12 protein-coding genes are annotated in these 21,978 nt (G+C 66.3%); 3 read left to right on the top strand and 9 right to left on the bottom strand.

Annotation, left to right across the window (positions count from 1 at the left end; all coding sequences use genetic code 11):
• Window positions 1-2,692: amino acid adenylation domain-containing protein (locus J5M73_RS25280; protein ID WP_207816317.1), on the bottom strand; the 2,692-nt coding region annotated here is incomplete at its 3' end.
• Window positions 2,693-2,961: 269 nt separating this feature from the next.
• Entirely contained in the window at window positions 2,962-9,342 is a 6,381-nt protein-coding gene (locus tag J5M73_RS25275) for a non-ribosomal peptide synthetase (RefSeq protein WP_207816316.1), read from the bottom strand.
• Between the two features lie 636 nt (window positions 9,343-9,978).
• Between J5M73_RS25275 and J5M73_RS25270 the strand changes: the two genes are divergently transcribed.
• Together J5M73_RS25270 and J5M73_RS25265 are read left to right on the top strand one after the other, a co-directional pair.
• Window positions 9,979-10,779 carry a helix-turn-helix transcriptional regulator gene (locus tag J5M73_RS25270; protein WP_207167360.1) on the top strand — a complete coding sequence of 267 codons (801 nt, stop codon included), beginning with the start codon at window positions 9,979-9,981 and terminating at the stop codon, window positions 10,777-10,779.
• A 58-nt stretch (window positions 10,780-10,837) separates the two neighbouring features.
• The gene (locus J5M73_RS25265; protein ID WP_207816315.1) at window positions 10,838-12,259 is read left to right on the top strand and encodes an efflux transporter outer membrane subunit; all 1,422 of its coding nucleotides are present in this window, start codon (window positions 10,838-10,840) and stop codon (window positions 12,257-12,259) included.
• 353 nt (window positions 12,260-12,612) lie between these two features.
• Here J5M73_RS25265 and aepX read toward each other — a convergent pair whose 3' ends face one another.
• The 7 genes from aepX to J5M73_RS25230 all read right to left on the bottom strand — a co-directional run bounded on the left by aepX (window position 12,613) and on the right by J5M73_RS25230 (window position 20,877).
• Window positions 12,613-13,503: a phosphoenolpyruvate mutase gene (aepX, locus tag J5M73_RS25260; protein WP_115582002.1), complete on the bottom strand. Its 891-nt coding sequence runs from the start codon at window positions 13,501-13,503 to the stop codon at window positions 12,613-12,615.
• A gap of 55 nt (window positions 13,504-13,558) precedes the next feature.
• The gene (gene fumC, locus J5M73_RS25255; RefSeq protein ID WP_205413466.1) at window positions 13,559-14,950 is read right to left on the bottom strand and encodes a class II fumarate hydratase; all 1,392 of its coding nucleotides are present in this window, start codon (window positions 14,948-14,950) and stop codon (window positions 13,559-13,561) included.
• Between the two features lie 81 nt (window positions 14,951-15,031).
• On the bottom strand, window positions 15,032-15,862 hold the full coding sequence (locus J5M73_RS25250; protein WP_207816314.1) for a hypothetical protein: 831 nt from the start codon (window positions 15,860-15,862) through the stop codon (window positions 15,032-15,034).
• 123 nt (window positions 15,863-15,985) lie between these two features.
• On the bottom strand, window positions 15,986-17,215 hold the full coding sequence (locus J5M73_RS25245; protein WP_102863602.1) for a pyridoxal phosphate-dependent aminotransferase: 1,230 nt from the start codon (window positions 17,213-17,215) through the stop codon (window positions 15,986-15,988).
• A 271-nt stretch (window positions 17,216-17,486) separates the two neighbouring features.
• Window positions 17,487-18,722 carry an MFS transporter gene (locus J5M73_RS25240; protein ID WP_102882424.1) on the bottom strand — a complete coding sequence of 412 codons (1,236 nt, stop codon included), beginning with the start codon at window positions 18,720-18,722 and terminating at the stop codon, window positions 17,487-17,489.
• 101 nt (window positions 18,723-18,823) lie between these two features.
• Window positions 18,824-19,648, bottom strand: a complete 825-nt coding sequence (locus J5M73_RS25235; RefSeq protein ID WP_102863604.1) for a hypothetical protein — start codon at window positions 19,646-19,648, stop codon at window positions 18,824-18,826.
• 2 nt (window positions 19,649-19,650) lie between these two features.
• Window positions 19,651-20,877 (bottom strand): MFS transporter, encoded by a 1,227-nt coding sequence (locus tag J5M73_RS25230; protein WP_102863605.1) that lies wholly within the window; start codon window positions 20,875-20,877, stop codon window positions 19,651-19,653.
• Window positions 20,878-20,972: 95 nt separating this feature from the next.
• Here J5M73_RS25230 and J5M73_RS25225 point away from each other — a divergent pair, with 95 nt between their 5' ends.
• Window positions 20,973-21,929: a LysR family transcriptional regulator gene (locus J5M73_RS25225; RefSeq protein ID WP_207816313.1), complete on the top strand. Its 957-nt coding sequence runs from the start codon at window positions 20,973-20,975 to the stop codon at window positions 21,927-21,929.
• Window positions 21,930-21,978 lie beyond the last annotated feature (49 nt).

Here is a 21,978-nt window from a genome sequence, read left to right as displayed (position 1 = left end):
CTACATACAGTTCCCCCACCACCCCCGTGGGCAAGGGCTCGCGGCGTGCGTCCAGCACATAGAGTTGCAGGTCGGGAATCCGTCGGCCGATGGGGCTGCTGCCCACCCATTGCGCGTCCGCCGCCTGCAACGGCCGGTAGGTCACGTGCACCGTGGTTTCGGTGATGCCGTACATGTTCACCAGCTGCGTGCCGACGTTCTCCAGCCGGGCGTACCAGGGCTTGAGCATCCCCGGCTCCAGGGCTTCGCCGCCGAAGATCACCTGGCGCAGGGAGTGCTTGAGCCCGCTCTGGCCCTGGGCCGCAATCAGCGAGCGGAAGGCACTGGGGGTCTGGTTGAGGATGCTCACCCGGGCCTCGCACAACAGTGCGTAGCAAGCTTGCGGGGAACGGCTGACGACCTGGGGCACCACCAGCAACTGGCCGCCATGGATCAGGGCGCCCCAGATCTCCCACACCGAGAAGTCGAAGGCGAAGGAATGGAACAGCGCCCAGACGTCGCGCCAGTTGAAATCGAACCAGTCGCGGGTGGCGGAAAACAGCCGGGCGACGTTGCGGTGTTCCACCATCACGCCCTTGGGCAGACCGGTGGAGCCGGAGGTGTAGATCACATAGGCCAGGTTGGCCGGGGTCAGCCCCGGCACGTCGGGGTTGTCCGCGGACTCGTGGGCCAGGGTGCGGCTGTCGAGGTCGATCAGCGGCACCCGCAGGTCGGCCACCAGGGCCTGGGTATCGGCCTGCACCAGCAGCGCCACCGGGGCGCTGTCCTCCAGGGTGTAGGCGATGCGTTCCCGGGGAGCGGCCGGGTCGATGGGCACATAGGCCCCACCGGCCTTGAGGATGCCCAACAGGCCGATGATCATTTCCGGGCCGCGCTCGACGCAGATCGCCACGCGCTGGTCCGCACGCACCCCCAGCGCCAGCAAGCGATGGGCCACCTGATTGGCGCGGCGGTTGAGCTCGCCGTAACTCAGGCGCTGCGCCTGGAAAAGCAGCGCCGGCGCCTCGGGCTGGACCCGGGCCTGGGCCTCCACCTGCTGATGGATCAGCGGGCTGTCGGGGTACTGCCCCAGGGGTGTGTTCAGGCCCTGCAACAGGTAACGCCGCTCGCTGGCCGGGAGCATTTCCAGGCTGTACAACGGCGCCTCGGGGTTTGCCTGCAGGGCCAGGGCCAGGCTTTCCAGGGTGGTCAGCAGGTAGCCGCTGATGCGCTCGGCCCCCAGGCTGGCGTCCACCAGGGCGGTGATCTGCAGGTCCTCGCCCAGATCGTCGATGTTGACGGTCAGCGGGTAGTTGGTGCGCTCCTGGGCACCCAGCACCAGGATGCCCGGCACCAGCTCCTGGACCTGGTCGCCATCGGCCCGGTGGCTGTGGCGGTAATTGAGCATGGCGCTGAACAGCGGGGTCGGCGCACTGACTGCGCTGCAACGCTGGGCCAGGGCCAGGGAGGCGTGCTCATGGGCCAGCAAGGCGCTCAGCCGAGCATGGGTCGCCAGCACCCCGGCGCGCACGCCTTGCGCTCCCACATCCACCCGCAGCGGCAGGGTGTTGATGAACATGCCCAGGGCCCGCTCACCGCCCTCGCCCACCTCCATGCGCCCCAGCAACACGGTGCCGAACACCACCGCCTCGCGCCCGGACAGCTGGCCCAGGACCCGGCCCAGGGCCAGGTGCATCAGGCTTGCCACACTCACCCCCAGTTGCCGGGCCTGGCTGCGCAGGCGTTGGCTGAGCTGGCGCTCCAGAGGCAGCCGGTGTTCTTCAATGCGGCCGGTTGCGCCCTGCACATCCCCCAGGCCGAACGGCAGGGTCGGCTCATCGATATCCCCGAGCATCTCGCGGAAGAAGGCGGCGTGGCGCTCCTCGCTCTGCCCCAGGCGGGCCTGGGCCAGGTGGTTGCGAAACGGCACCGGCAGCGGCAACTGCTCGCGCTGGCCCAGCAGACAGGCCCGGATTTCCTGGCGCACCACATCCAGGGCGGCGTGGTCCAGGGCCATGTGATGGAACAGCAGCAACGCCACCTGGCGCGAGTTGACCGGGTCCTCGGCGTGCACCAGGCGCAACAGCGGCGCCTGACGCAGGTCCAGGCGGAAATGCCGGGAATCGTAGTGCTGCTGCAACTGGGCCAGGGCATCGCCCCCGGCGGCGTCCAGCGGCAGTGCTTCACACTGCAGCGGCGCCTGGCGCAGGACCACCTGCAGCGGTTCATCGAGGCGTTCCCAGACGATCGCGGTGCGCAGGATGTCGTGGCGCTCGATCACCCATTGCAAGGCCTCGGCAAAGGCCTGCAGCCGTTGTCGGTCGGCAAAGGCGAAATGCGCCTGGAGCACATAGGGATCGCCCTGGGGCGCGGACAGGTAGTGATAGAGCATGCCTTCCTGCAGCGGCGCCAGGGGGTAGATGTCCTGCACATTGGCGGCGCCCCCCGGCACGCCGGCAACGATGCGGTCGATGGCCGGCTGCTCCAGTGACACCAGGGGCAGCATGTCCGGGGTGATCCTGAAGGCCGGGCTCAGCCAGTGGCCGCCCTGTTCGCTCACCTGCTGCAGAAGCTGCGCCTTGTGCTGGATCAGGCTGTCCCAGAGTGCGTCGTCCAGGGCCTCGTCATCGCCCTGCACCAGCAGATCCTCGCCGTCCCGTTGAAGACGGATCGCGAGGGTCGAAAGAACGGCCATCAATTCGCTGAACTGCATGTCGTAACCTGCCTGGGAATTCGGAAATGGTTGAAGAGAACGTCCTTGTTTCAGATGCAACCTTTCAGAGGCGGCGCAGGGCCCGAGCGCTCAGCGGCCAACGGCCAGCGGCTCGGGCAAACGCCGCAGGCACTGATCCCGCCAGGGCTCCCGGCAGCCTGGAAACGCTAAAACATCCGTCCTTGAGTGTCTGACATGGGAAGCCAGGACATGCCCCGGCGCTGTCCCGGCCTCCGTCCTGTGGCGCCCCTGCAAGGCCGAAGATGGGCTCAGAGGCGCCGCTGGCGCTTGAGCTGGGGAATGGTGGTGACGGGAATCTCCAGGCGCTGCAACTGGCACTGGGTATGGGCCGCCAGGGCCGCCAGGGTCGGCTGGCTGAACAGCAGCCGGGCATCGGCATGCAGGCCCTCCTGGCGCATGCGCGCCACCAGGCTGACCGCCAGCAGCGAGTGCCCGCCCAGTTCGAAGAAATGGTCATGGCGCCCCACCCGCTCGACCTGCAGCACCTCGGCCCAGAGCCGCGCCAGGGTCGTTTCCAGCTCGCCCTGGGGCGCCTCGAACTCGCGGCTCAGCACTGCGTCCACCCCGGGTTCCGGCAACGCCTTGCGGTCCAGCTTGCCGTTGGCGCTCAGGGGCAGCGATGCCAGCCGCACATAGGCGGCCGGCACCATGTACTCCGGCAACTGCTCAAGGACATGGGCCCGCAGTGCCTCGATACCCGGCGGCGCCTGGTCCGGGTGCAGGCTGAAATAGGCCACCAGACGCTCATCGCGCATCAGCACCGCCACCTCGCGCAGGGCCGGGTGTTGCGCCAGCCGTGCCTCGATCTCCCCCAGCTCCAGGCGCAACCCGCGCAGCTTGACCTGGAAGTCGTTGCGGCCGAGGAACTCCAGGTCGCCGTCGGCGTTGTAGCGCACCAGATCGCCGCTGCGGTACAGGCGGTCACCGGCCACGAAGGGGCTGTCGATAAAGCGCTCGGCCTGCAACTGCGGCAAGCCCAGGTAGCCCCGGGCCACGCCGACGCCGCCAATATGCAACTGGCCGCTGACCCCCAGGGGCACCGGCTGGTCATGGGCATCGAGCACATACAGCCGGGTATTGGTAATGGCCCGGCCGATGGGCAACTGCACCGGCGGTACAGGGGCCCCGGGTTCCAGGGTCCAGGCACTGCTGTCCACCGTGGCCTCGGTGGGGCCGTAGACGTTATGCAACCGGGCCTTGGGCAGGCGCCGCTGGAACAGCCGGGCGATGGCCTCGGTGAGCTCGCCACCACCGCAGAAAACGTCGGTCAGGCTGTGGCACTGTCCGCTCTCCTCCAGTTGCAGGAACTGCAGGAGCATCGCCGGCACGAACTTGATCATGGTCACCTGCTGCGCTTGCACCAACTGCGCCAGGTAGCCCGGATCACGCTGGCCGTCGGGCCGCGCCAGCAGCAGGCGCATGCCGCTGACCAGGGGCCAGAACAGCTCCCACACCGAGCCGTCGAAACTGAACGGGGCCTTTTGCAGCAAGGTGCCGCCCGGACATGGCCCACACAGTCGCGAACTCCAGTGCATCAGGTTGCCCAGGCCACGGTGCTCCACCATCACCCCCTTGGGGTTGCCGGTGGAGCCCGAGGTGTAGATCACATAGGCCAGGTGCCTGACCCCGAGCCCCGGCACCACAGGGTCATCCTGGCCCGGGTGCTGCCAGTGGTCGCGGTCGAAATCGATCAGCGGCACGGCCTGGGCCTGCAGCAGCGCCCGGGTGGGCTGGTGCACCAGCACCGCCAGTGGCTGGCTGTCATTGATCAGGAAGCTCAACCGCTCCGGCGGGTACTCCGGGTCCAGGGGCACATAGGCGCCACCGGCCTTGAGGATGCCCAGCAGGCCGATGAGCATTTCCAGGCCGCGCTCCACGCACAGCCCGACCCGCACGTCCGGCCCCACCCCTTGCTCGCGCAAGTGATGGGCCAGCTGATTGGCCCGCTGGTTGAGCTGGGCGTAGCTCAGGCATTGCTCGCCGGCCTGCAGGGCAATCGCCTGGGGCGTGCGGCGGACCTGGGCTTCGAACAGCCCGTGCAGGGTCAGCTCGCTGGGGTAGTCGGACGCGGTGGCGTTGAACGCCAGCATCTGCTGCCGATACTCCGCCGCCGGCAGGATGGACAGGCTCTGCAGCAGGGTCTGCGGTGCCTGTTCCAAGGCCTGGACCAGCCCCTCCAGGGCGCAGCTCAGGTAGTCCAGCAGACGCTGCGCGCCGATCCGCCTGGGCGCCCGGACTCCCAGGCGAAAGCCCGGTTGCAGGTCGTCCACCGCCAGCATCAAGGGGTAGCTGAGCACTTCTTCGCTGCTCAGCCATTGCGCCCCCGGCACCCCTTGCAACAGGGCCTGGGCGTCGGCGGCGACGTTGTGCCGGTAGTTGAGCAAGGCATTGAACAGTGGCGTCGGCGCCGCCACGCCGCTGCAACGCTGAGCCAGGGACAGGGGCCCCTGCTCATGGGCCAGCAGCGCGCTGAGGCGTTCCTGGGTCTGGCGCAACCCGGCCGCCACCGTCAGCCCCGCCAGTTCCAGACGCAGCGGCAAGGTGTTGATGAACATGCCCAGGGCCCGGTCCGCTCCCGCACCGGCCTGCAAGCGACCCAGCAGTACCGTGCCGAACAGCAGGTCCTCGCGGCCGCTGGAGCGCCCCAGCACCAGGCCCCAGGCCAGGTGGAACAGGCTGGCGGCACTGACCCCGAACTGCCGCACCTGATGACGCAGGCGCAGGCTCAAGTCGTGATCCAGCAGAGCACTGGCATGTTGCTGATCCAGCGGCTCGCCCGCACGCTCCTGCCACTCGAAGGCCAGGGTCGGCTGGTCCACCTGGGCCAGGTATTCACGGAAGAACGCAGCATGAGAGGCCTGTCCCATCCGCGTGCGGGCCACGTAGTCACGGTAGGCGAAGGCCGGCGCCAGCGGCTGTTGCCGGCCGTTCATGTGGTCGGCGATTTCCGCCATCAGCAGGGCCGTGGACGTGGCATCGTTGACCAGATGATGAAAGCGCAGCAGCGCGAGCCAGCGCTGGTTCGGCCGGTCCTCGGCCCAGGCCAGGGCCAGCAGCGGTGCCTGGCGGATATCCAGCGGGTTGTGCCGCGGGTGGTAATGCTCGCGCAACTGCTCCGCCAGCGAGCCGCCCTCGGCCGCCGGCTGCCACTGCTCCACCGGCAACCGGGCCTGGCGCCAGACCACCTGCAGCGGCTGCTCTGCCGCGTCCCAGACCAGGCTGGTGCGCAGAATGTCGTGGCGCTCGATCACCGCCTGCAAGGCCTGGGCGAAGGCGTCCAGGTCCTCGCGACGGGAAAAGGCCAGCAGCGCGTGCTGCTGGTACGGGTCATGCGCGGCAAAGGTCATGTGGTGGTAGAGCAAGCCCTCCTGCAGCGGCGCCAGGGGATAGATGTCCTGCACGTTGCTCACACCACCGGGAACCTGGGCCAGCACCCGGTCGATGCTTGCCTGGTCCAGGTCCACCAGGGTCAGCATCTGCGGGGTGATGTGCCGGCAATCGGCAGGTATGCCATTGGCCGGGATTTCCACGTCCTGCCGGCCCTCCACCGCCGCGGCCAGGCTGGCCAGGGTCGGCTGGCCGAACAGCACCCGCACATCGGCATGCAGCCCCTGCTCCTGCATGCGCTGGATCAGTTCCAGGGCCAGCAACGAATGGCCGCCCAGTTCAAAGAAATGGTCATGGCGACCCACCTGTTGCACCTGCAGCACCTGGGCCCAGAGCTGGGCCAGGGTGGTTTCCAACGGGCCCTGGGGGGCCTGGTACTCGCGGCTGACCAGGGCCTCGGGCCCGGGTGCGGGCAAGGCCTGGCGGTCCAGCTTGCCGTTGGCGGTGAGGGGCAATGCCTCGAGCCGTACATAGGCCACGGGCACCAGGGCGTCGGGCAACTGCCGGCGCAGGAAGTCCCGCAGGTCACTGATCGGCACGGCCTCGCGGGCGGTGAACCAGGCCACCAACTGGCCGTCCCGGGCCTGGACCAGCACCTCCTGCAGCGCGGGATGGGCGCCCAGGCGGGTTTCGATTTCTCCCAGCTCGACGCGCTGGCCACGGATCTTCACCTGATCGTCATTGCGCCCCAGGTACTCCAGGCGGCCGTCCTCCAGCCAGCGAGCCAGATCGCCGGTGCGGTACATGCGCGCACCGGGCCGGTCGCTAAAGGGATCGTCGAGGAAACGCCCGGCCGTCAGCTCGTCGCGATTGAGGTAGCCCCGGGCCACCCCGTGGCCACCGATATAGAGTTCGCCGGCAATGCCGATGGGCAGCGGGCGTTGGCGCTCATCCAGCAGATAGACCCGGGTATTGGCGATGGGCCGGCCGATATGCAGCGGCTGCCCGGCCTCGATGCTCCCGGAGGTGGCCACCACCGTGGCTTCGGTGGGGCCGTAGTTGTTGATCAGGGCAAAGCGCTGTGGCTCGGGTAACTGGCGCAGGCGATCGCCACCGATCAACAGGGTGCGCAGGGTCGGATGACCGAGCCGCTGGCTCAAGGCGTACTCGGCCACCGGCGTGGGCAGGAAGCTCACCTGCAGCGGCTGGGCCCGCCACCAGGCGAGCAACCCATTGAGGTCTTCGGGGCCGTCACTGGCCGGGGCCAGGTGCAGGGTCGCCCCGGCGCACAGGGCCGGCCAGACTTCCCAGGCCATGGCATCGAAACCGAAGCCGGCCAGGCAGGAGGTGTGGCTGCCGGCCTGCAGCTCGAAGGCCCGGCAATGCCAGTCCACCAGGGCGGACAGGCTCTGGTGTTCCACCATCACGCCCTTGGGCAAACCGCTGGAGCCGGAGGTGTAGATCACGTAGGCCAGGTGCTGCGCCGTCAGCCCGGGCACCTGGGGACCGGGCGCCGAGCCTGACTGCCATTGCTGATCGTCCAGCTCGATCAGCGGCACTGCCAGGCTCGGCAGGCGCTCGCGCAAACCGGCCTGGGTCAGCAGCGCCACCGGCTCGCAGTCCTCCAGCAGGTAGGCCAGTCGCTCAGGGGGATACGCCGGGTCCAGCGGCACGTAACAAGCACCGGCCTTGAGGATCGCCAACAGGCCGACCAGGGTCTCCAGGCTGCGTCGGGCCAGGATCGCCACCCGCTGATCGGGACCGACCCCAAGCCCTTGCAGGTGCAGGGCCAGGGCATTGGCCCGGCGGTTGAGCTGGTCGTAACTCAGCTGCTGGCCCTGGGCAACCAGGGCCACGGCGCTTGGAGTGCGCTGGGCCCAGGCCTCGACCCGCTTGTGGATGCGCTGCTCGGCAGCCAGCGGCTGGCGGGTGGCGTTCCACCCTTGCAAACGCGCGTTCTGCTCTGCGCTGAGCAGCGAAAACTGCTGCACCGGCAAGGCCACGTTCGCCAACCCCTGCTCCAGCACATGGATCAGGCAAGCGGCCAGGGCCTCGATCTCATGGGGCTGGAAATACCCCGTGTCGTAGACGTAATGCATCCAGGCGTTGTCGTCGAAACGGTTGCTGCGCAGGTGGATGGCCAGGGGCGTCGGCTCGTGGCGATTGGAAACTTTCACCGACGAGGCCACGGCATCGCCGTAGCGGTATTGCAGGTCCTCCAGTTCATAGGACAGGGTCAGTTCGAACAATTGCCCGCGGTCTTCACGCAGCAGGCCGAGGGCGCGATTGAGCTCGCTCAGGGGAAAGCGCTGATGACGATAATCCTGCTTGAGCACGTCCCGCACCGCCGCCACCAGCGCCTCGAAACTCAGCTCGCGGCCGAAGTCCATGTGCACCGCACTGACTTGGGTGAAACAGCCCAGGGTCACCTTGAAGGCGGCGTTGGGCCGGTTCAGCACCGGCATGCCCAGGACCCAGTGGTCGCGCTGGCCGGTGCGGGCGAAATACACATGCAAGGCCGCCAGCAGCACGTGGAAGGCCGAAGCCCCGGTGCTTGTGCCCAGGGCTTTCATCCGCTCATGCAGGGCTGCGGGAAAGGCCTGCACCAGGGTCGCCCCGGGCGTCCCGGCTTCCTGGCCCGGACGATGGCGCGGGCGCAGCAGCGGCTCCGGCAGGCTCTGGTACTTGGCCAGCCAGTAGTCCCGGTCGCGGGCATAACGGCTGGACTGCTGGTAGCGCGCGTCGTCCTCGATGAAATCGACAAAGGACGGTGCGCCAGGGCCGGGCTGCTCGCCCCGCACCAGGGCGCTGTAGAGGCTACCCAAGGACTGGGACAACTGGGCAAAGCCCCAACCGTCGAGGATCAGGTGATGGGCCTCGGCTTGCATCAGGTGATGCTCGGGGCTCAGGCGAAACAGCGAGAAGCGGCACAGGCGTTCGCCACTGAGTTTGAACGGCTGCTGCATCTGCCAGTGAATCCGCGCCAGGGCAGCGGCCAGCGGGTCGGCCTCGGCGGACAAGTCGTGAAATGCCAACTGCACCGGCCAGTCGCGGTCGAAGTACTGCAACGGCAGGCCGTCGCTGCTGCCCTCCAGGGACAGCACCGTGCGCAGCACATCATGCTTGCGCACCAGCGCCTCCACCGTGCGCTGCATCAGCTCGGGCTGGAGCGGTCCCTTGAGGTCGGCATAGCCGCCGATGTTGTACAGCGGCGAGTCACCGCGGCTCAGTTGATCGAGCCAGATATCCCGTTGCCCGGTGGTCAGCGGCAAGCCTTGGGCCAGCCCCGCCCCGGCGCTCATGCCATCACCGGTGCTGAACGTCCAGCAGGCAGCGCACCGTGGATGACAAGGGTGATTGGCGCGACCAGATCGGCCACGGCAAAGGCAGAAAAACGCGTCATAAGATCCTTCTCATGTGATGGGCCCGGGCACCAGCGTCCGCGGATTTAAGCATCGGCCCCACACCCTGTATGTCACCCGAAACCCGGACATTCCCGAGCCCTGTCGGAGCAGGCTCAAGGCCTTGAGAACGGCTCTGGCAGGCCGCCAGGCAAGCCCCCGCGCAGGCACCGTCAGCGCCGGGACGCTGCTGCGGATCGGCTGAAATAGCTGTAGGACATTGACCACCCGTACATGAGGCTCCTGGCCTCGCCTGCCTTGCCGTCAAGGCCTGATGAGCCTGTGCCGGCAGCGCCTTGCACAACCGCGAGGACGAACGCCAGCGGGGATTGCGCGCCTGTTGCCGACCCACGGGGACAGCCCGGCAGCGCTCTGATGCGGCCTGCCTGTCCCGGTTTACCCCTACAGACGCGAAGTAAATTCTTAGGCTTAAATCAGATTTTTCCGACCAAATCAGGTGCATGAACACTGTGCCGCGGGACACCGTGGCGACCGCGTTTCGATCAGCGATTTGTCTCGATCAAGGATGATAAGGATATGGGTCTGACCAGCAGTATCGCCAACATGGAAACTCCACCCTTCTACTTCGAACTGGGGCAGTTGATCTCCAGTACCGGCCATTGCGGATTCGCCAGGGACATGCTGCAACTGGTGGACAAGCTGGTGCCGGTCAGCCAACTGCTGCTCAGTGAGTGGACCCTCGACGAACGCCAGGCCAGCTCCCTGGCAATCACCTTGCTGGGGCGGGCCGGGCTGCAGGAGGACCTGCCTCTGCCGGAGCCCCCGCGACGCCATGATCCGCTGCTGCACAAGATGCTGGAAATGGACGACTCGCTGCTGATTCAGATGAATGCCCAGGCCCAGGGCGGAACATCGCGCCACACCCCGCACCAATGCCATCTGGTCTCACGCAAAGCCAACCGCCGATGTGTCATCGCCCTCTATCGCGAACCCTCCCAGGGCGGTTTTTCCCTGGCCGAACTGTCCTTTCTCAAGAGCCTGTCGGCCACCCTGCTGCCGCTGTTGGAGCGCCATGCCCAACTGCACCGGCAACAGGCCCTGAAGAACCTGCGCAGCTGGAGCAGCCGCCCGGTGGATGCGCGTCAGCAGACGCCCCTGCAACGGGAGTTCGACGAGCGCCTGTCCCTGGGGGACATCAGCCTTTCGGCCCGGGAAAAAGAAGTCTGCCTGGGGCTGTTGACCGGAGGCACGGTGCCGGAAATGGCCCAGCGCCTGAGCGTCAAGAACAGCTCCATCGAAACCTACCTCAAGCGTGCCGCCGCCAAGCTCGGGGTCAGTGGCCGCCACGGCCTGGCCAAGTGGATGGTCGGCGCCTGAGGCGCGGTTGCTGCGCCCCTGTCGTCCACCCTCAGGCTGTCCTTGTCACGAGGCTGATATGCGTACCTCCCCTTCGATCCTGGCGGCCCTGGCCCTGGCCCTCGGCGGCTGCTCGCTGATCCCGGACTACCAGCGCCCAGCGCCGCCGGTTGCTGCCCATTACCCTCAAGGCCTGGCCTACGCCTCGGCCGCCGGCACCGCGGGAGCCGACTGGTCCGGCCTGTTCCAGGACCCCTTGCTGCGACGGTTGATCCACAGTGCCCTGGACAACAACCGCGACCTGCGGGTGGCGGCGCTGAACGTCGCGGCCTATCAGGCCCAGTACCGCATCCAGCGCGCCGACCTGCTGCCGGCGGTGGCGGCCAGTGTCAACGGCAAGCGCCAGCGGCTGCCCGAGCAGATGACCGGCGGCAAGGCGCTGATCAATTCCAGCTATGGGGCGAACCTGGGCATCAGCGCCTACGAACTGGATTTCTTCGGCCGCATCCGCAGCCTCAGCCAACAGGCGTTGATGACCTACCTGGCCAGCGAGCAAGCCCGGCGCAGCGCGCAGTTGAGCCTGGTGGCCAATGTCGCCAGTGCCTACCTGACCTGGTGCGCCGACCAGGAACTGCTGGAGCTGACCCGCAAGACCCTGGCCGCGGATGAGCAGAGCCTGCGTTTGACCACCCGCAACGGCCATGCCGGGAAGATCTCGGCCCTGGACGTGGCCCAGGCCCGCACCCGCGTCGACAGCGCCCGGGCCAACCTGGCCCGCTACCAGCGCCAGGTGGCCCAGGACCTGAACAACCTGACCCTGTTGGTGGGGGCGCCCCTCCCCGCCGACCTGCCCCAGCGCAGGCTGGCCGAAGGCATGTTGGCCCAGGTGCCCGCGGGCCTGCCTTCGAGCCTGTTGCAGCGGCGCCCGGACATTCTCCAGGCCGAGTACCAACTGCAGGCCGCCAACGCCAATATCGGCGCGGCAAGAGCAGCGTTCTTCCCCAGCGTCAGCCTGACTGCCAATGCCGGCAGCTCCAGCAAGGAGCTTTCCGGGCTGTTCAAGGGAGGGGCTGGCGGCTGGACCTTTCAACCGCAGATCAACCTGCCGATCTTCAATGCCGGCAGCCTGCGCGCCAGCCTGGACTACGCCCGGCTGCAGAAGGACATCAGCGTCGCCCAGTATGAGAAGTCGATTCAGACCGCCTTCCAGGAAGTGGCCGACGGCCTGGCCGCTCGCCAGACCTATCAGCAGCAATTGATGGCCCAGGGCAATCTGGTGCAGGCCAGCCAGGACTACTACAACCTGGCCGAGCATCGCTATCGCATCGGCGTGGACAGCAACCTGGTGTTCCTCGATGCCCAACGCTCGCTGTTCAGCGCCCAGCAGGGCCTGATCAACGACCACCTGGCGCAGCTGCTGGCCGAGGTCGACCTGTACCGGGCCCTGGGGGGCGCCTGGAGTGAAGCACCGAGCCTGGCCGGCACCCAGGCACAACCCTGACGCGCCCCTCGGCTTGAGGTCCGAATTGAGGTTCTAGGTTGGAGGGGGAAGTAGCGGCTAGCGGGGGATGTTGAACGCATCGAACCTGAAGTGCCGACCCGGCCAGCCAAGGGCAGTAGGCAGAACACGGACCGGGCAGGCAGGTATTGCGATGTTGCAGCCCGCCCTGACCAGAAACCACCACTGGGCATGGTGCCTGTGGTGGCTGGCCGGGCGAACGGGGCAATTCTAAGCAGCGGTCCTGGCAACGTATGTAAGAAAATTCTTATTCCTGCATATCCTCGGTCGCGCAATCGACGGGGATAAAACCAGAATCTTCCAAGAATGCTCGGGACCGCCGCGGTCGCCCGCGCTTAACGGGTGCCCGGCACCAGATCAAGGATCTCCTCGATGCCCAGGCAACGGGGTTCCACCTCCAGGGTCCGGCCATGTTCGAGAATGCCCACCGCCACATCACGCATGGCCATGTAGGCACTGCGCAGCATGTGGTTGGCGTAGATCACCGCGTTGAAGCCGGCTCCTTCCAGCTCGTCGAAACTCAAGTGGGCATAGCTGGTGGGTACGCAGATCAGCGGCACCCGCGGGCATTGGCGACGGAACTGCCGGGCGAATTCGAGAATCTCCAGGCCGTCCTTTTTCCGACTGTGGATCATGATCCCGTCGGCGCCGGCGGCGACATAGGCCAGGCAGCGCTCGATGGCGTCGTCCATGCCCTTGTCGAGGATCAGGCTTTCACAGCGGGCGATGATCAGCAGGTCCTCGTGGCTGCGACTGCTGCAGCCGACGCGGATCTTGTCGCAGAACTCCTCGATGGAGTCCTGAAGCTGGCTCACGGCGTTGCCGAACAGGGAGTTCTTCTTCAGCCCGCACTTGTCCTCGATGACCACCGCCGAGACCCCGGCCCGGTCCAGCATCTTCACGTGGATGGCGAAGTGCTCGGCCTTGCCCCCGGTGTCGCCGTCGAAAATCATCGGCAGCGAACAGACATCGAAGATCTCGCGAATGCCGTGCAGGCGGTTGCTGGGCGAGAGGATCTCGATGTCCGGCAGGCCCTTGTGGGTCGAGTCGGTCAGGGAACTGGACCAGATGGCGTCGTAACTCAGGCTGGGCCCGGGCCCGCGCTCCAGCCTGGATTGTTCGGCCAGCAGCGCCGAGATCGGGCTGTGGGCTTCAAGGACCCGCAGACAGCGCTTGCGGCGCAGCAACTGGCTGAGGTTGGTTCGGCGAATATCAGCGTCCTGCATGGGATTCACGCGCCTCTTGTGAGTAGGAACAGCGGGTTGGCTGCGGGGCCTGGGCTCAGGGATGGGTCATGTCCAGGGCCACCACATAGCGGTCGAAATCCGCGGCCGAAACGTAGCCAAGCTGTTGCGCCACCTCCCGCAGGGACTTGCCCTCCTGGTGGGCGGTCTTGGCGATGATGGCCGCCTTGTCGTAGCCGATGTGCCGGTTGAGGGCGGTCACCAGCATCAGGTTCTTCTCGATGTTGGCCTCGATCCGCGCTCGGTTGGGCTCGATGCCCACTGCGCAATGGTCGTTGAAGGCGCGGCAGGATTCGGCCAGCAAGGTGATGCTTTCCAGCACGTTGTGCACCATCACCGGCTTGTAGACGTTGAGCTGGAAATTGCCCTGGCTGCCGGCGAAGGCCACGCTGGCGTCGTTGCCGAAGACCTGGGCACAGACCATGGTCAGCGCCTCGCACTGGGTCGGGTTGACCTTGCCCGGCATGATCGAAGAGCCCGGCTCGTTCTCGGGGATGTCGATCTCGCCGATGCCGCAGCGCGGGCCGCTGGCCAGCCAGCGCACGTCGTTGGCGATCTTCATCAGGGCCATGGCCAGGGTACGGATCGCCGCCGAGGTGTTGATCAGCGCGTCATGGGCCGACAGGGCGAAGAACTTGTTGGCGCAGGACTTGAACGGGTAGCCGGTGAGCTCGGCGATGATTCGCGCGCACTCGTCGCCGAACTGCGGGTGGGAGTTGAGCCCGGTGCCCACCGCCGTGCCGCCGATGGCCAGGTCGTAGAGGCCGCCAAGGTTGAGTTCGATGGCCCCCAGGGCGTAGTCGATCTGTTCGACCCAGCCGCCGATTTCCTGGCCGAGGGTGATCGGGGTGGCGTCCTGCAGGTGGGTCCGGCCGACCTTGACCACGTCGCGATACTGCTGGGATTTCTCGAACAGGGTGTCTCGCAGGGTTGCCACCCCGGGCAGCAGGGTCTCGAAGATTTCCGTCACCACCACCATGTACATGGCCGTGGGAAAGGTGTCGTTGGACGATTGCCCACGGTTGACGTGATCGTTGGGGTGGATGGGCTTCTTGCTGCCCAGCTCGCCGCCGAGCATCTCGATGGCCCGGTTGGCGATCACTTCGTTGGCGTTCATGTTGGACTGGGTGCCGGAGCCGGTCTGGAACACCACCAGCGGGAAGTGATCATCCAACTGCCCACTGATGACTTCGTCCGCCGCCTTGACGATGGGCAGCGCGATGGCTTCAGGCAGTTCGCCAAGCTTGAGGTTGGCCAGGGCCGCGGCCTTTTTCAGGATGCCCATGGCACGGATCATCGGCGCGCCCCACTGGAAGCGCGAACGGCCGATGGGGAAGTTGAGGATCGAGCGCTCGGTCTGGGCGCCCCAGTACTTGTTGGACGGTACGGAAATGGAACCCATCGAGTCGGATTCAAGACGCATGTTCATGGTTCTCCAGTCTTTGCTATGCAGCACAGTCAGTCATGGGAGGCCGGGCCGTCGCCGCGCCCGGCATGGTTTGCAGGGGCCCTACGCCTTGAGCACGGAGGCCATTTTTTCCAGGTGCGCGCAGGCCCGCACCACGTACTCGTCGGACAGCGCGGCGATGCGCCGGTAGTTGATCTGCTGGCCGGTGGCCTGGGTGTAGAGCTTCAGGGCGTCGGTGGCGTGGCGGAAATGCCGGGCCTCGACGGCGCCGCAATGAACGCTGAGGAAACCGGCGATGCGGTTGGCCTCCCCCGCCGGATAACCGCAGGACTCGCGCAGCCAGTTCTTCCACAGCGGCGTCATCAGGTTGTATTCGCCGGTGTTGAACAGCTCGGTCAGGGCCATCATCTCCAGGGCTTCCACCAGGTTCGGCGCCAGGGGGCGCTTCTCCCCGACCCAGGTGGAGAACTCCTTGGTGATGGGGTTCAGGTACTTGTCCTGCAGGCGCCAGTTGTCGGAACCGCAGATGGCCGAGGCCATGCGGTGGTACAGCTTGGAATGGTGGGGATGGCCGTGCATTTCGCCGAGGCCGACGTCTTCGACGATGATCTCGCCGCAATGCCGGGCGGCCTCCAGCAGCTTGAGTTTGTTGTCGTCGCCGTGCAGGTCCGCGGACTCCTGCAACAGCCGCACGATGATGCTGGACACCGCGTGGGCCGCACCATCAGGGCTGCGCCAGCCGCAGAAAAAGGTGCACAGCGAATCCTCGGACCAGCGGCTGGATGTCATGCGCTGATAGGTCTGGCAGTAGCCGTCCAGCTTGTCGGGATGGTTTTCAAAGCCGGTCAGCAGGGCCTCCACCAGATTCCGGTCTTCGACATCCACCAGGGCCTGGTGCACGTAGCCGATGAACGCTTTGCGGGAACTCTCCATGTTTCTCTCCTGTATTTATTGTTCACTTCACGGACAGCAAGACGAGCGACGCCACCCGGGCCACCACAGGGGGCGCGGGAACAGCGGTGATGACGGTGCAACGGCGGGCGACTTGAAGCGCCTTCAGTCCATGACGATGGCCGACATGAACTGGTTGAAACGGCCCAGCCCCTCGATCAACTCCTGGTACTCGACGGCGTAGGAAATCCGGATGCAATGCGGGTCGCCACACCCCGAGCCCGGGACCACGGCGATATGCGCCTCGGTCAGCAGCAGGTCGGCCAGGTGCTCGACATCCCGCACCTGCTCGCCGCGGTAGTAGCCCCCCAGGCGGGAGGAGACATCCAGGTAGAGATAGAAGGCCCCTTCCGGTGGTGCGTAGCGGATGCCTTCCAGGCGATCCAGGTAGGTGCGGGCAGCGTGCAGCTGCCGTTGCAGGAACGGATTGACCTGGTCGGCGAACTGCGATGAATCGGCGTTCAGGGTGTTGAGCGCGGCGTATTGGGACAGGCTGCTGGGGTTGGAGGTGGTGTGGCCCTGGAGGTTGTGCATGGCCGCGATCACCGGCGCCGGGGCGCAGGCGTAGCCGATCCGCCAGCCGGTCACTGCCTGGCTCTTGGAAAAGGAGTCGATCAGCACGGTTTGCGGTTTCAGTGCCGGGAACAGCGAGAGGATGTTGTGATGCTCATGGGGCTCGCGCACCAGGCCGCGATAGCACTCGTCGAACATCACCCAGAGCCCCTGGTTGAAGGCCAACTGAGCGATCGCCAGCAGTTGCTGACGTTGATAGACGGTGCCCGTGGGGTTGTTGGGGGTGTTGATGACGATCATCCGGGTGCGCTCGCTCAGCGCACCCTGCACCGCCTCAAGGGTCAGCCGGTAGTCGTCGCCCCGGGTCTCGACCAACACGGGCGTGGCGCCCGCCAGGCGGATCTGGGTGGGAAAGGTTTCCCAGTACGGGGTCGGCACGATCACCTCGTCACCGGGGTTGAGCAGCACCATGCAGGCGTTGTACAGGGCCTGCTTGGCCCCGGCAGTCACGGCCACCTCATTGGCCGCAAAAGTCACGCCGGTGCGCTGGCTGACCTGCTGGGCGAGCTTTTCCCGCAGGGCCGGCAGGCCAATGGGCGGGGTGTAGCGATTGCGCGCGTTTTCGATGGCGTCGATGGCCCCGGTGCGCATGTCCTGGCAGGCGTCGAAGGACAATTCGCCGGCGGCGAAGTTGATCACCTTGACCCCGCTTTCCTTCAGGGCGTTGGCTTTGCTGCGCATGCTGGACGTACCGGGGGCACTGAGGCCCAGGGCACGCTTGGACAAGGAAAATCGGCTTGCAGTGGCTTCGCTGTTATTCATGTTCTTACCTGCGAAAACGATCTGGAAACAAGGCGCCCCGAATACCGGAAACACCCTGCACAGCCAACCTGGATGGGGGCTCCAGCCAGGTCTTCTTACATTCTGATGACAGTCAGAATGTCCGGCCAATACCGTTTGCGTCGTGATTGATACTGCAAAAGTAAGAAATATCTGATGCCCGCGAGGCCCCTGCCGCGAGCCCGGGCGCAGAACGCATCAGGCCCGGGCAGAACAGCCCCGGGCCTGATGATTCAAGGGTCGACAGCAAGCATCAGCCAGGGCTGGACAATGCCCGGGCATCGGCGTCCAGGCCGCGCTGCACGTACCAGGACAGCGGCAGCGTCAGCAGCAGCGTGGCGGCCAGGGCCATCACCGCCAGGGGTATCCCGGTAACGTCCCCCAGGCTGCCGAACAGCACCGGGGCCAGCGCCCCGCCACCGATGGTGCCGGTATAGAACAACGAGAACGCATGCTCGCGTTTGCCGGCCCCCGCCAGGTCCGGCACCGCGCCGTACAGCACCGAGGAGGTGCCGTTCAGCGCCAGGCCCAGCAGGGGCAACATCAGCATCAGGCCGTTGTAGGGCAGAAACACCGCCAGCACGATCAGGCTGGCGGTGGTGAATTCGGTGATCCACACCGTCTTCATCATGCCGATGCGCGCCCCCAGGTAACCGCACAGCAACTTGCCGAAGGCGCCACCGACAAACAACAGGGTCAGGGCCAGGCCGATGCCGGCGGTGCCGGCGCCCTTGGCCTTGAGCAAAAACGGCAGGAAGGTCAAGAAGCCCATGCGCACTGCACTGTCCAGGGTGCCGGTGAGGATCAACGCACGCATTCCGCTGGCCGAGCCTTGGCCCTTGACCGCCTTGGGCGCCTTCTCGCTCATGGCCGCGGTGACGGCCCGGGAGGGAATCAGCCACCACAGCAACAGCGCGGCGGCCAGCCCCAGGAGGCCGATCAGGGTGACACTGGCGCGCCAGCTGATCACCGTCAGCAACAGGCCCACCAGGCCGGGGATCAGGGTCTTGCCGATGTCCCCGGCAAAGTTGTACTGGGACAGGGCCTCCTTGACCCCGCCTCCGGCTTCGTGGGTGTCGGTGATCAAGGAAGACGCCAGCGGATGCTGGGTACTGGCCCCCAGGCCGCCCAGCAGCAGGGCCAGGAGCAACACGCTCAAGCCCCCGGCCTGCCCTGCCAGCAGGTAGGCCAGCCCGGCCAGCGCCGTGCCGCCCACCAGCAAGCGCTCGCGGCCCCAGCGCTTGGCAGCACGGCTGGCCAGCAGTTGGAACCCGGCCATCATCCCGGAATAGGCCCCGCGCAACAGGCCGATCTGGGCATAGCTCAGGGCGAACTGCGCCTGCCAGATCGGCAGCAGCACGTAGATCACATCGGTGAGACCGTCGTGTACCGCATGAGCACTGCAACCGGCCACCAGGGAGCGGCGGCGTACCGAAGTGTCGGTGGCCGGCATGGCCTCCAGGGAGGCGCTGTGTTTCAGGTCATTCATCTTGGGGGCGGGCTGCGAGGTCGAAGGGATAGGAATCAGTCACAGGATAGGCAAGCCTGGGCCAGCCACAAGCCCCGTTGCCAGGGCCGGGCCGCACGCCATCAGCGCAACAACTGGCTGCAGTCGCGCATCACCCGGGCCTTGCGCTGCAGGTATTCGCAGAAGATTTCCCGCGCCACCTGGGGGTCGACACGCACCTGCATGGCATCGACGAATTCCTCGACCGCCGCCACCGCATGGGCGAAGTGGTTGCTCTCGGTGCCGCCGGTGTGCACCGTGACCCAGGCCACGGTGGTCCGGGCCTTTTCCGCCGGCACACCCATGTCGCGCACGAACCATTGCTTGTACAGCGGGTGGATGAACTCCACTTCACCGTGGGTATAGACCTCGTGGATCAGGGTGGTCAGCAGGCCCTGGAGCAGATCGCGATCGCGCAGACGGCGGAAGTCGGTCCAGTCCTTGAAGCCTTGCGCCGAGGGCAGGCAGTTTTCCTTGAGCAGCCACTGATCGTCGCCGCAGATGGGCGTTGCCATGTTGTAGAACAGGTCCGAATGCAGGGTGTTGCCCAGAGCGCCCAGGTCTTCATCGGTGATGCGCTGCAGGCTGCCGCAGGCACGATAGAGGCCGTCGGCGGCTGCCGAGCCCTGCCCCGAACGGGCCAGCAAGGTGATGCGGTTGGCCAGGCCGGAAACGCTGGTGGCGGAATTGTTGGTCTTCGACCAGCTGGCAAAGAACTTGCGCAGCACGGCAGGCGCGTGGCGGCGCGAGGTGAGCTTCTCGAAGGCATGCTCGATGTCCACCAGGGCGCTCTCTTCGCTCCAGAACGCCTCGAACAGCGCATGCTTCAAGACACTGGCCGGCATGTCGTTCAACACAGGTTCGACAATCTTCAACAACTGGCTCTGCCGGGTCAGTACGTTATTCATGGTCACCTCACGTATTCCTTGTTGGATGATGCATCTAGGGGGTTCACCGGCCTGGGATCGGCGACCGGTGCTTCGGGTTCGAGGGGCTTCCAGCCGCCCCAGGCAATCAGCAGCGACAGCAGTTGGAAAACCACGATCAGCGCCACACAGCCCTGCCAGCCCCAATGGCTCCAGAGCAATGCCGGGACCACAGCGCCGAAACTGCCGCCCAAGTAGTAGAACGTCAGGTACAGCCCCACCGCCCCGGCCTTGTTGTGGCGGGCGGTGGCGGTGGTGAAGGAGTTGGCGGCGGCCTGCGCCATGAACACCCCGGTGGAACTCAAGGCCAGGCCCAGCACGATCAGCCACAGCGAAGGCAGCAGGGTCAGGGCCGAGCCGCCGACCCCGAGCAGGGCCGCGACCTTGAGCAACTCGGCCTGGGGCCGGGACTTGCTCAGGCGGCCGGCGATGGGAATCACCACCAGTGCCAGCAGGAATACGCTGTAGATGGCCCCCAGGGCCGCGGCGCCCAGGTCGAAGGGCGGCAGGCTGAGGTAGAGCCCGGCGTAAGTGAAGGTGGCCACCTGGGAGAACAGCACGCAGAAGCCCACGCCATAGGCCGCCAGCAAGGGCCGGCTGCACAGCTCGCGCAGATCCCGCATGCGGTTCTGTGCACGGCTGCTGACCACGGGCGCATTGGCCGGCAGCAGGAAATGGATGGCCACGCCGATCAGCAGACTCAGGCCGGCCAATAGCGCGAAGGCCTCGCGCCAGCCGACGTACTCGGTCATGAAGCCGGTGACGAAACGTCCGGCGAAACCGCCCAGCACGGTGCCGGCCACGTAGAGACTGGTGACTTCGGTGACGGTGCCGCCGCTCCAGCGATCGCCGATGTAGGCCACGCTGGTGGCGAACACCACCGGGATCAGCATGCCTTCGATAAAACGCCAGAACAGCAACTGGGCAAAGCTGCCGGCACAGGCTGCCAGCAGCGCCGGCAGCGCCAACAGCAGGGACGCCAGGACCATGACCGAGCGCTGCTGGAAACGGCCGGTGAAACGGCTGACAAAAGGTGCGGTGATGGCCACCGCCAGGGTGGTCACGGTGATGCTCCAGCCCGCGTCCCTGATACTCACCTGAAAGCTCTGGGCGAGCTCCTGAAGAATGCCCTGGGTTGCATACAGGTTGAGAAAGGCCGCACAACCGCACAAAAACAGGGCGATGCGAGCACAATGCTGGCGCGGATTCATGAAACCTCTCGTTTTATGACGAAAGGCCTTTATAAAATACCCCGCGACCCCAAGACCAATACCGATTTACGACCGATCAATACCCAGGGAACAGGATGCTCGATCTACGCAAGTTGCGTTACTTTCTGACCGTCGCCGAGGAGCTGCACTTTGGCCGTGCCGCCCTGCGCCTGCACCTCGCGCAACCGCCGCTGACCCGGCAGATTTCGGCACTGGAAGCCGAACTGGGGTTTCGCCTGTTCGACCGCACCAGTCGCACCGTCTCCCTCACCGCCCAGGGCCGGCACTTTTTGCCTTACGCCCGGGCCGTGCTGGAACAGGTGGACCTGACCCAGGTCATGGCCAGCAAGCTGGCCAAGGGCAGCGCCGGGCAACTGGCCCTGGGCTACGCCAGCTCGATCGCCCTGTCGGACCTGTTCAGCCAGGCGATCCAGGCCTTCGCCCAGCGCTACCCGGACGTGCAACTGACCCTAGTCGAGGGCGCGTCGGTCAGCCAGTGGTCACAGATCGTCGACGGGCGAATCGATATCGGCATGAGCCGGATGCAGCCACCCAGCGAGCAGAGCGAAATCCAGGCCCTGTCCCTGGGGGACGAACCCCTGGTGGCGGCCATCTCCAGCGACAGCCCCCTGGCCGCCCAGGATCAGGTGACCCTGGCCGAGCTCAGCGAACACCCGTTGATCCTGTTTCCGGCGGACTACGGCTCGGGGCTCAACGAGGCGATCGAACAACTCTACCGGCGCAACGGCCTGCCCCTGCGACCGGGCCCCAGCGGCCGGCAGATCACCTCGATCATCGCCCTGGTCGCCGCCGGCCGGGGCATTGCCCTGGTGCCTCGCTGTACCCAGACCCTGGCCAAAAAAGGCGTGACCTACCGACCGCTGACGGACCCCGGCGCCACGGCGCAACTGCTGGTACTGACCCGCAAGCAAGGGCGCAGCCAACTGGTGGACGCCTTCATGGGGGTGCTCGACGAATTGCTCCAGGCGCAACCGCAATCTGTGGGCGCTCGCGGCATGCCACCCGGGCCTCTGCCCCACCTCCAACGATGAGCAGATCGTTGCCATTGACGTCGCTGCCCACCAACTCTCTGCTGTAGCC

The organism is Pseudomonas sp. 50_B, from assembly GCF_017491625.1.
Classification (GTDB): domain Bacteria; phylum Pseudomonadota; class Gammaproteobacteria; order Pseudomonadales; family Pseudomonadaceae; genus Aquipseudomonas; species Aquipseudomonas danubii.
This window is presented reverse-complemented; position numbering and strand designations above follow the sequence as displayed.

What these genes read in the sequence shown, in the direction of transcription:
- J5M73_RS25275 (WP_207816316.1), bottom strand. Translation starts at nt 9,342, where the DNA reads ATGAGCGCCGGGGCGGGGCTGGCCCAAGGCTTGCCGCTGACCACCGGG.
- J5M73_RS25245 (WP_102863602.1), bottom strand. Translation starts at nt 17,215, where the DNA reads ATGAATAACAGCGAAGCCACTGCAAGCCGATTTTCCTTGTCCAAGCGT.
- J5M73_RS25250 (WP_207816314.1), bottom strand. Translation starts at nt 15,862, where the DNA reads ATGGAGAGTTCCCGCAAAGCGTTCATCGGCTACGTGCACCAGGCCCTG.
- fumC (WP_205413466.1), bottom strand. Translation starts at nt 14,950, where the DNA reads ATGAACATGCGTCTTGAATCCGACTCGATGGGTTCCATTTCCGTACCG.
- J5M73_RS25235 (WP_102863604.1), bottom strand. Translation starts at nt 19,648, where the DNA reads ATGAATAACGTACTGACCCGGCAGAGCCAGTTGTTGAAGATTGTCGAA.
- J5M73_RS25240 (WP_102882424.1), bottom strand. Translation starts at nt 18,722, where the DNA reads ATGAATGACCTGAAACACAGCGCCTCCCTGGAGGCCATGCCGGCCACC.
- J5M73_RS25265 (WP_207816315.1), top strand. Translation starts at nt 10,838, where the DNA reads ATGCGTACCTCCCCTTCGATCCTGGCGGCCCTGGCCCTGGCCCTCGGC.
- J5M73_RS25270 (WP_207167360.1), top strand. Translation starts at nt 9,979, where the DNA reads ATGGGTCTGACCAGCAGTATCGCCAACATGGAAACTCCACCCTTCTAC.
- aepX (WP_115582002.1), bottom strand. Translation starts at nt 13,503, where the DNA reads ATGCAGGACGCTGATATTCGCCGAACCAACCTCAGCCAGTTGCTGCGC.
- J5M73_RS25225 (WP_207816313.1), top strand. Translation starts at nt 20,973, where the DNA reads ATGCTCGATCTACGCAAGTTGCGTTACTTTCTGACCGTCGCCGAGGAG.
- J5M73_RS25230 (WP_102863605.1), bottom strand. Translation starts at nt 20,877, where the DNA reads ATGAATCCGCGCCAGCATTGTGCTCGCATCGCCCTGTTTTTGTGCGGT.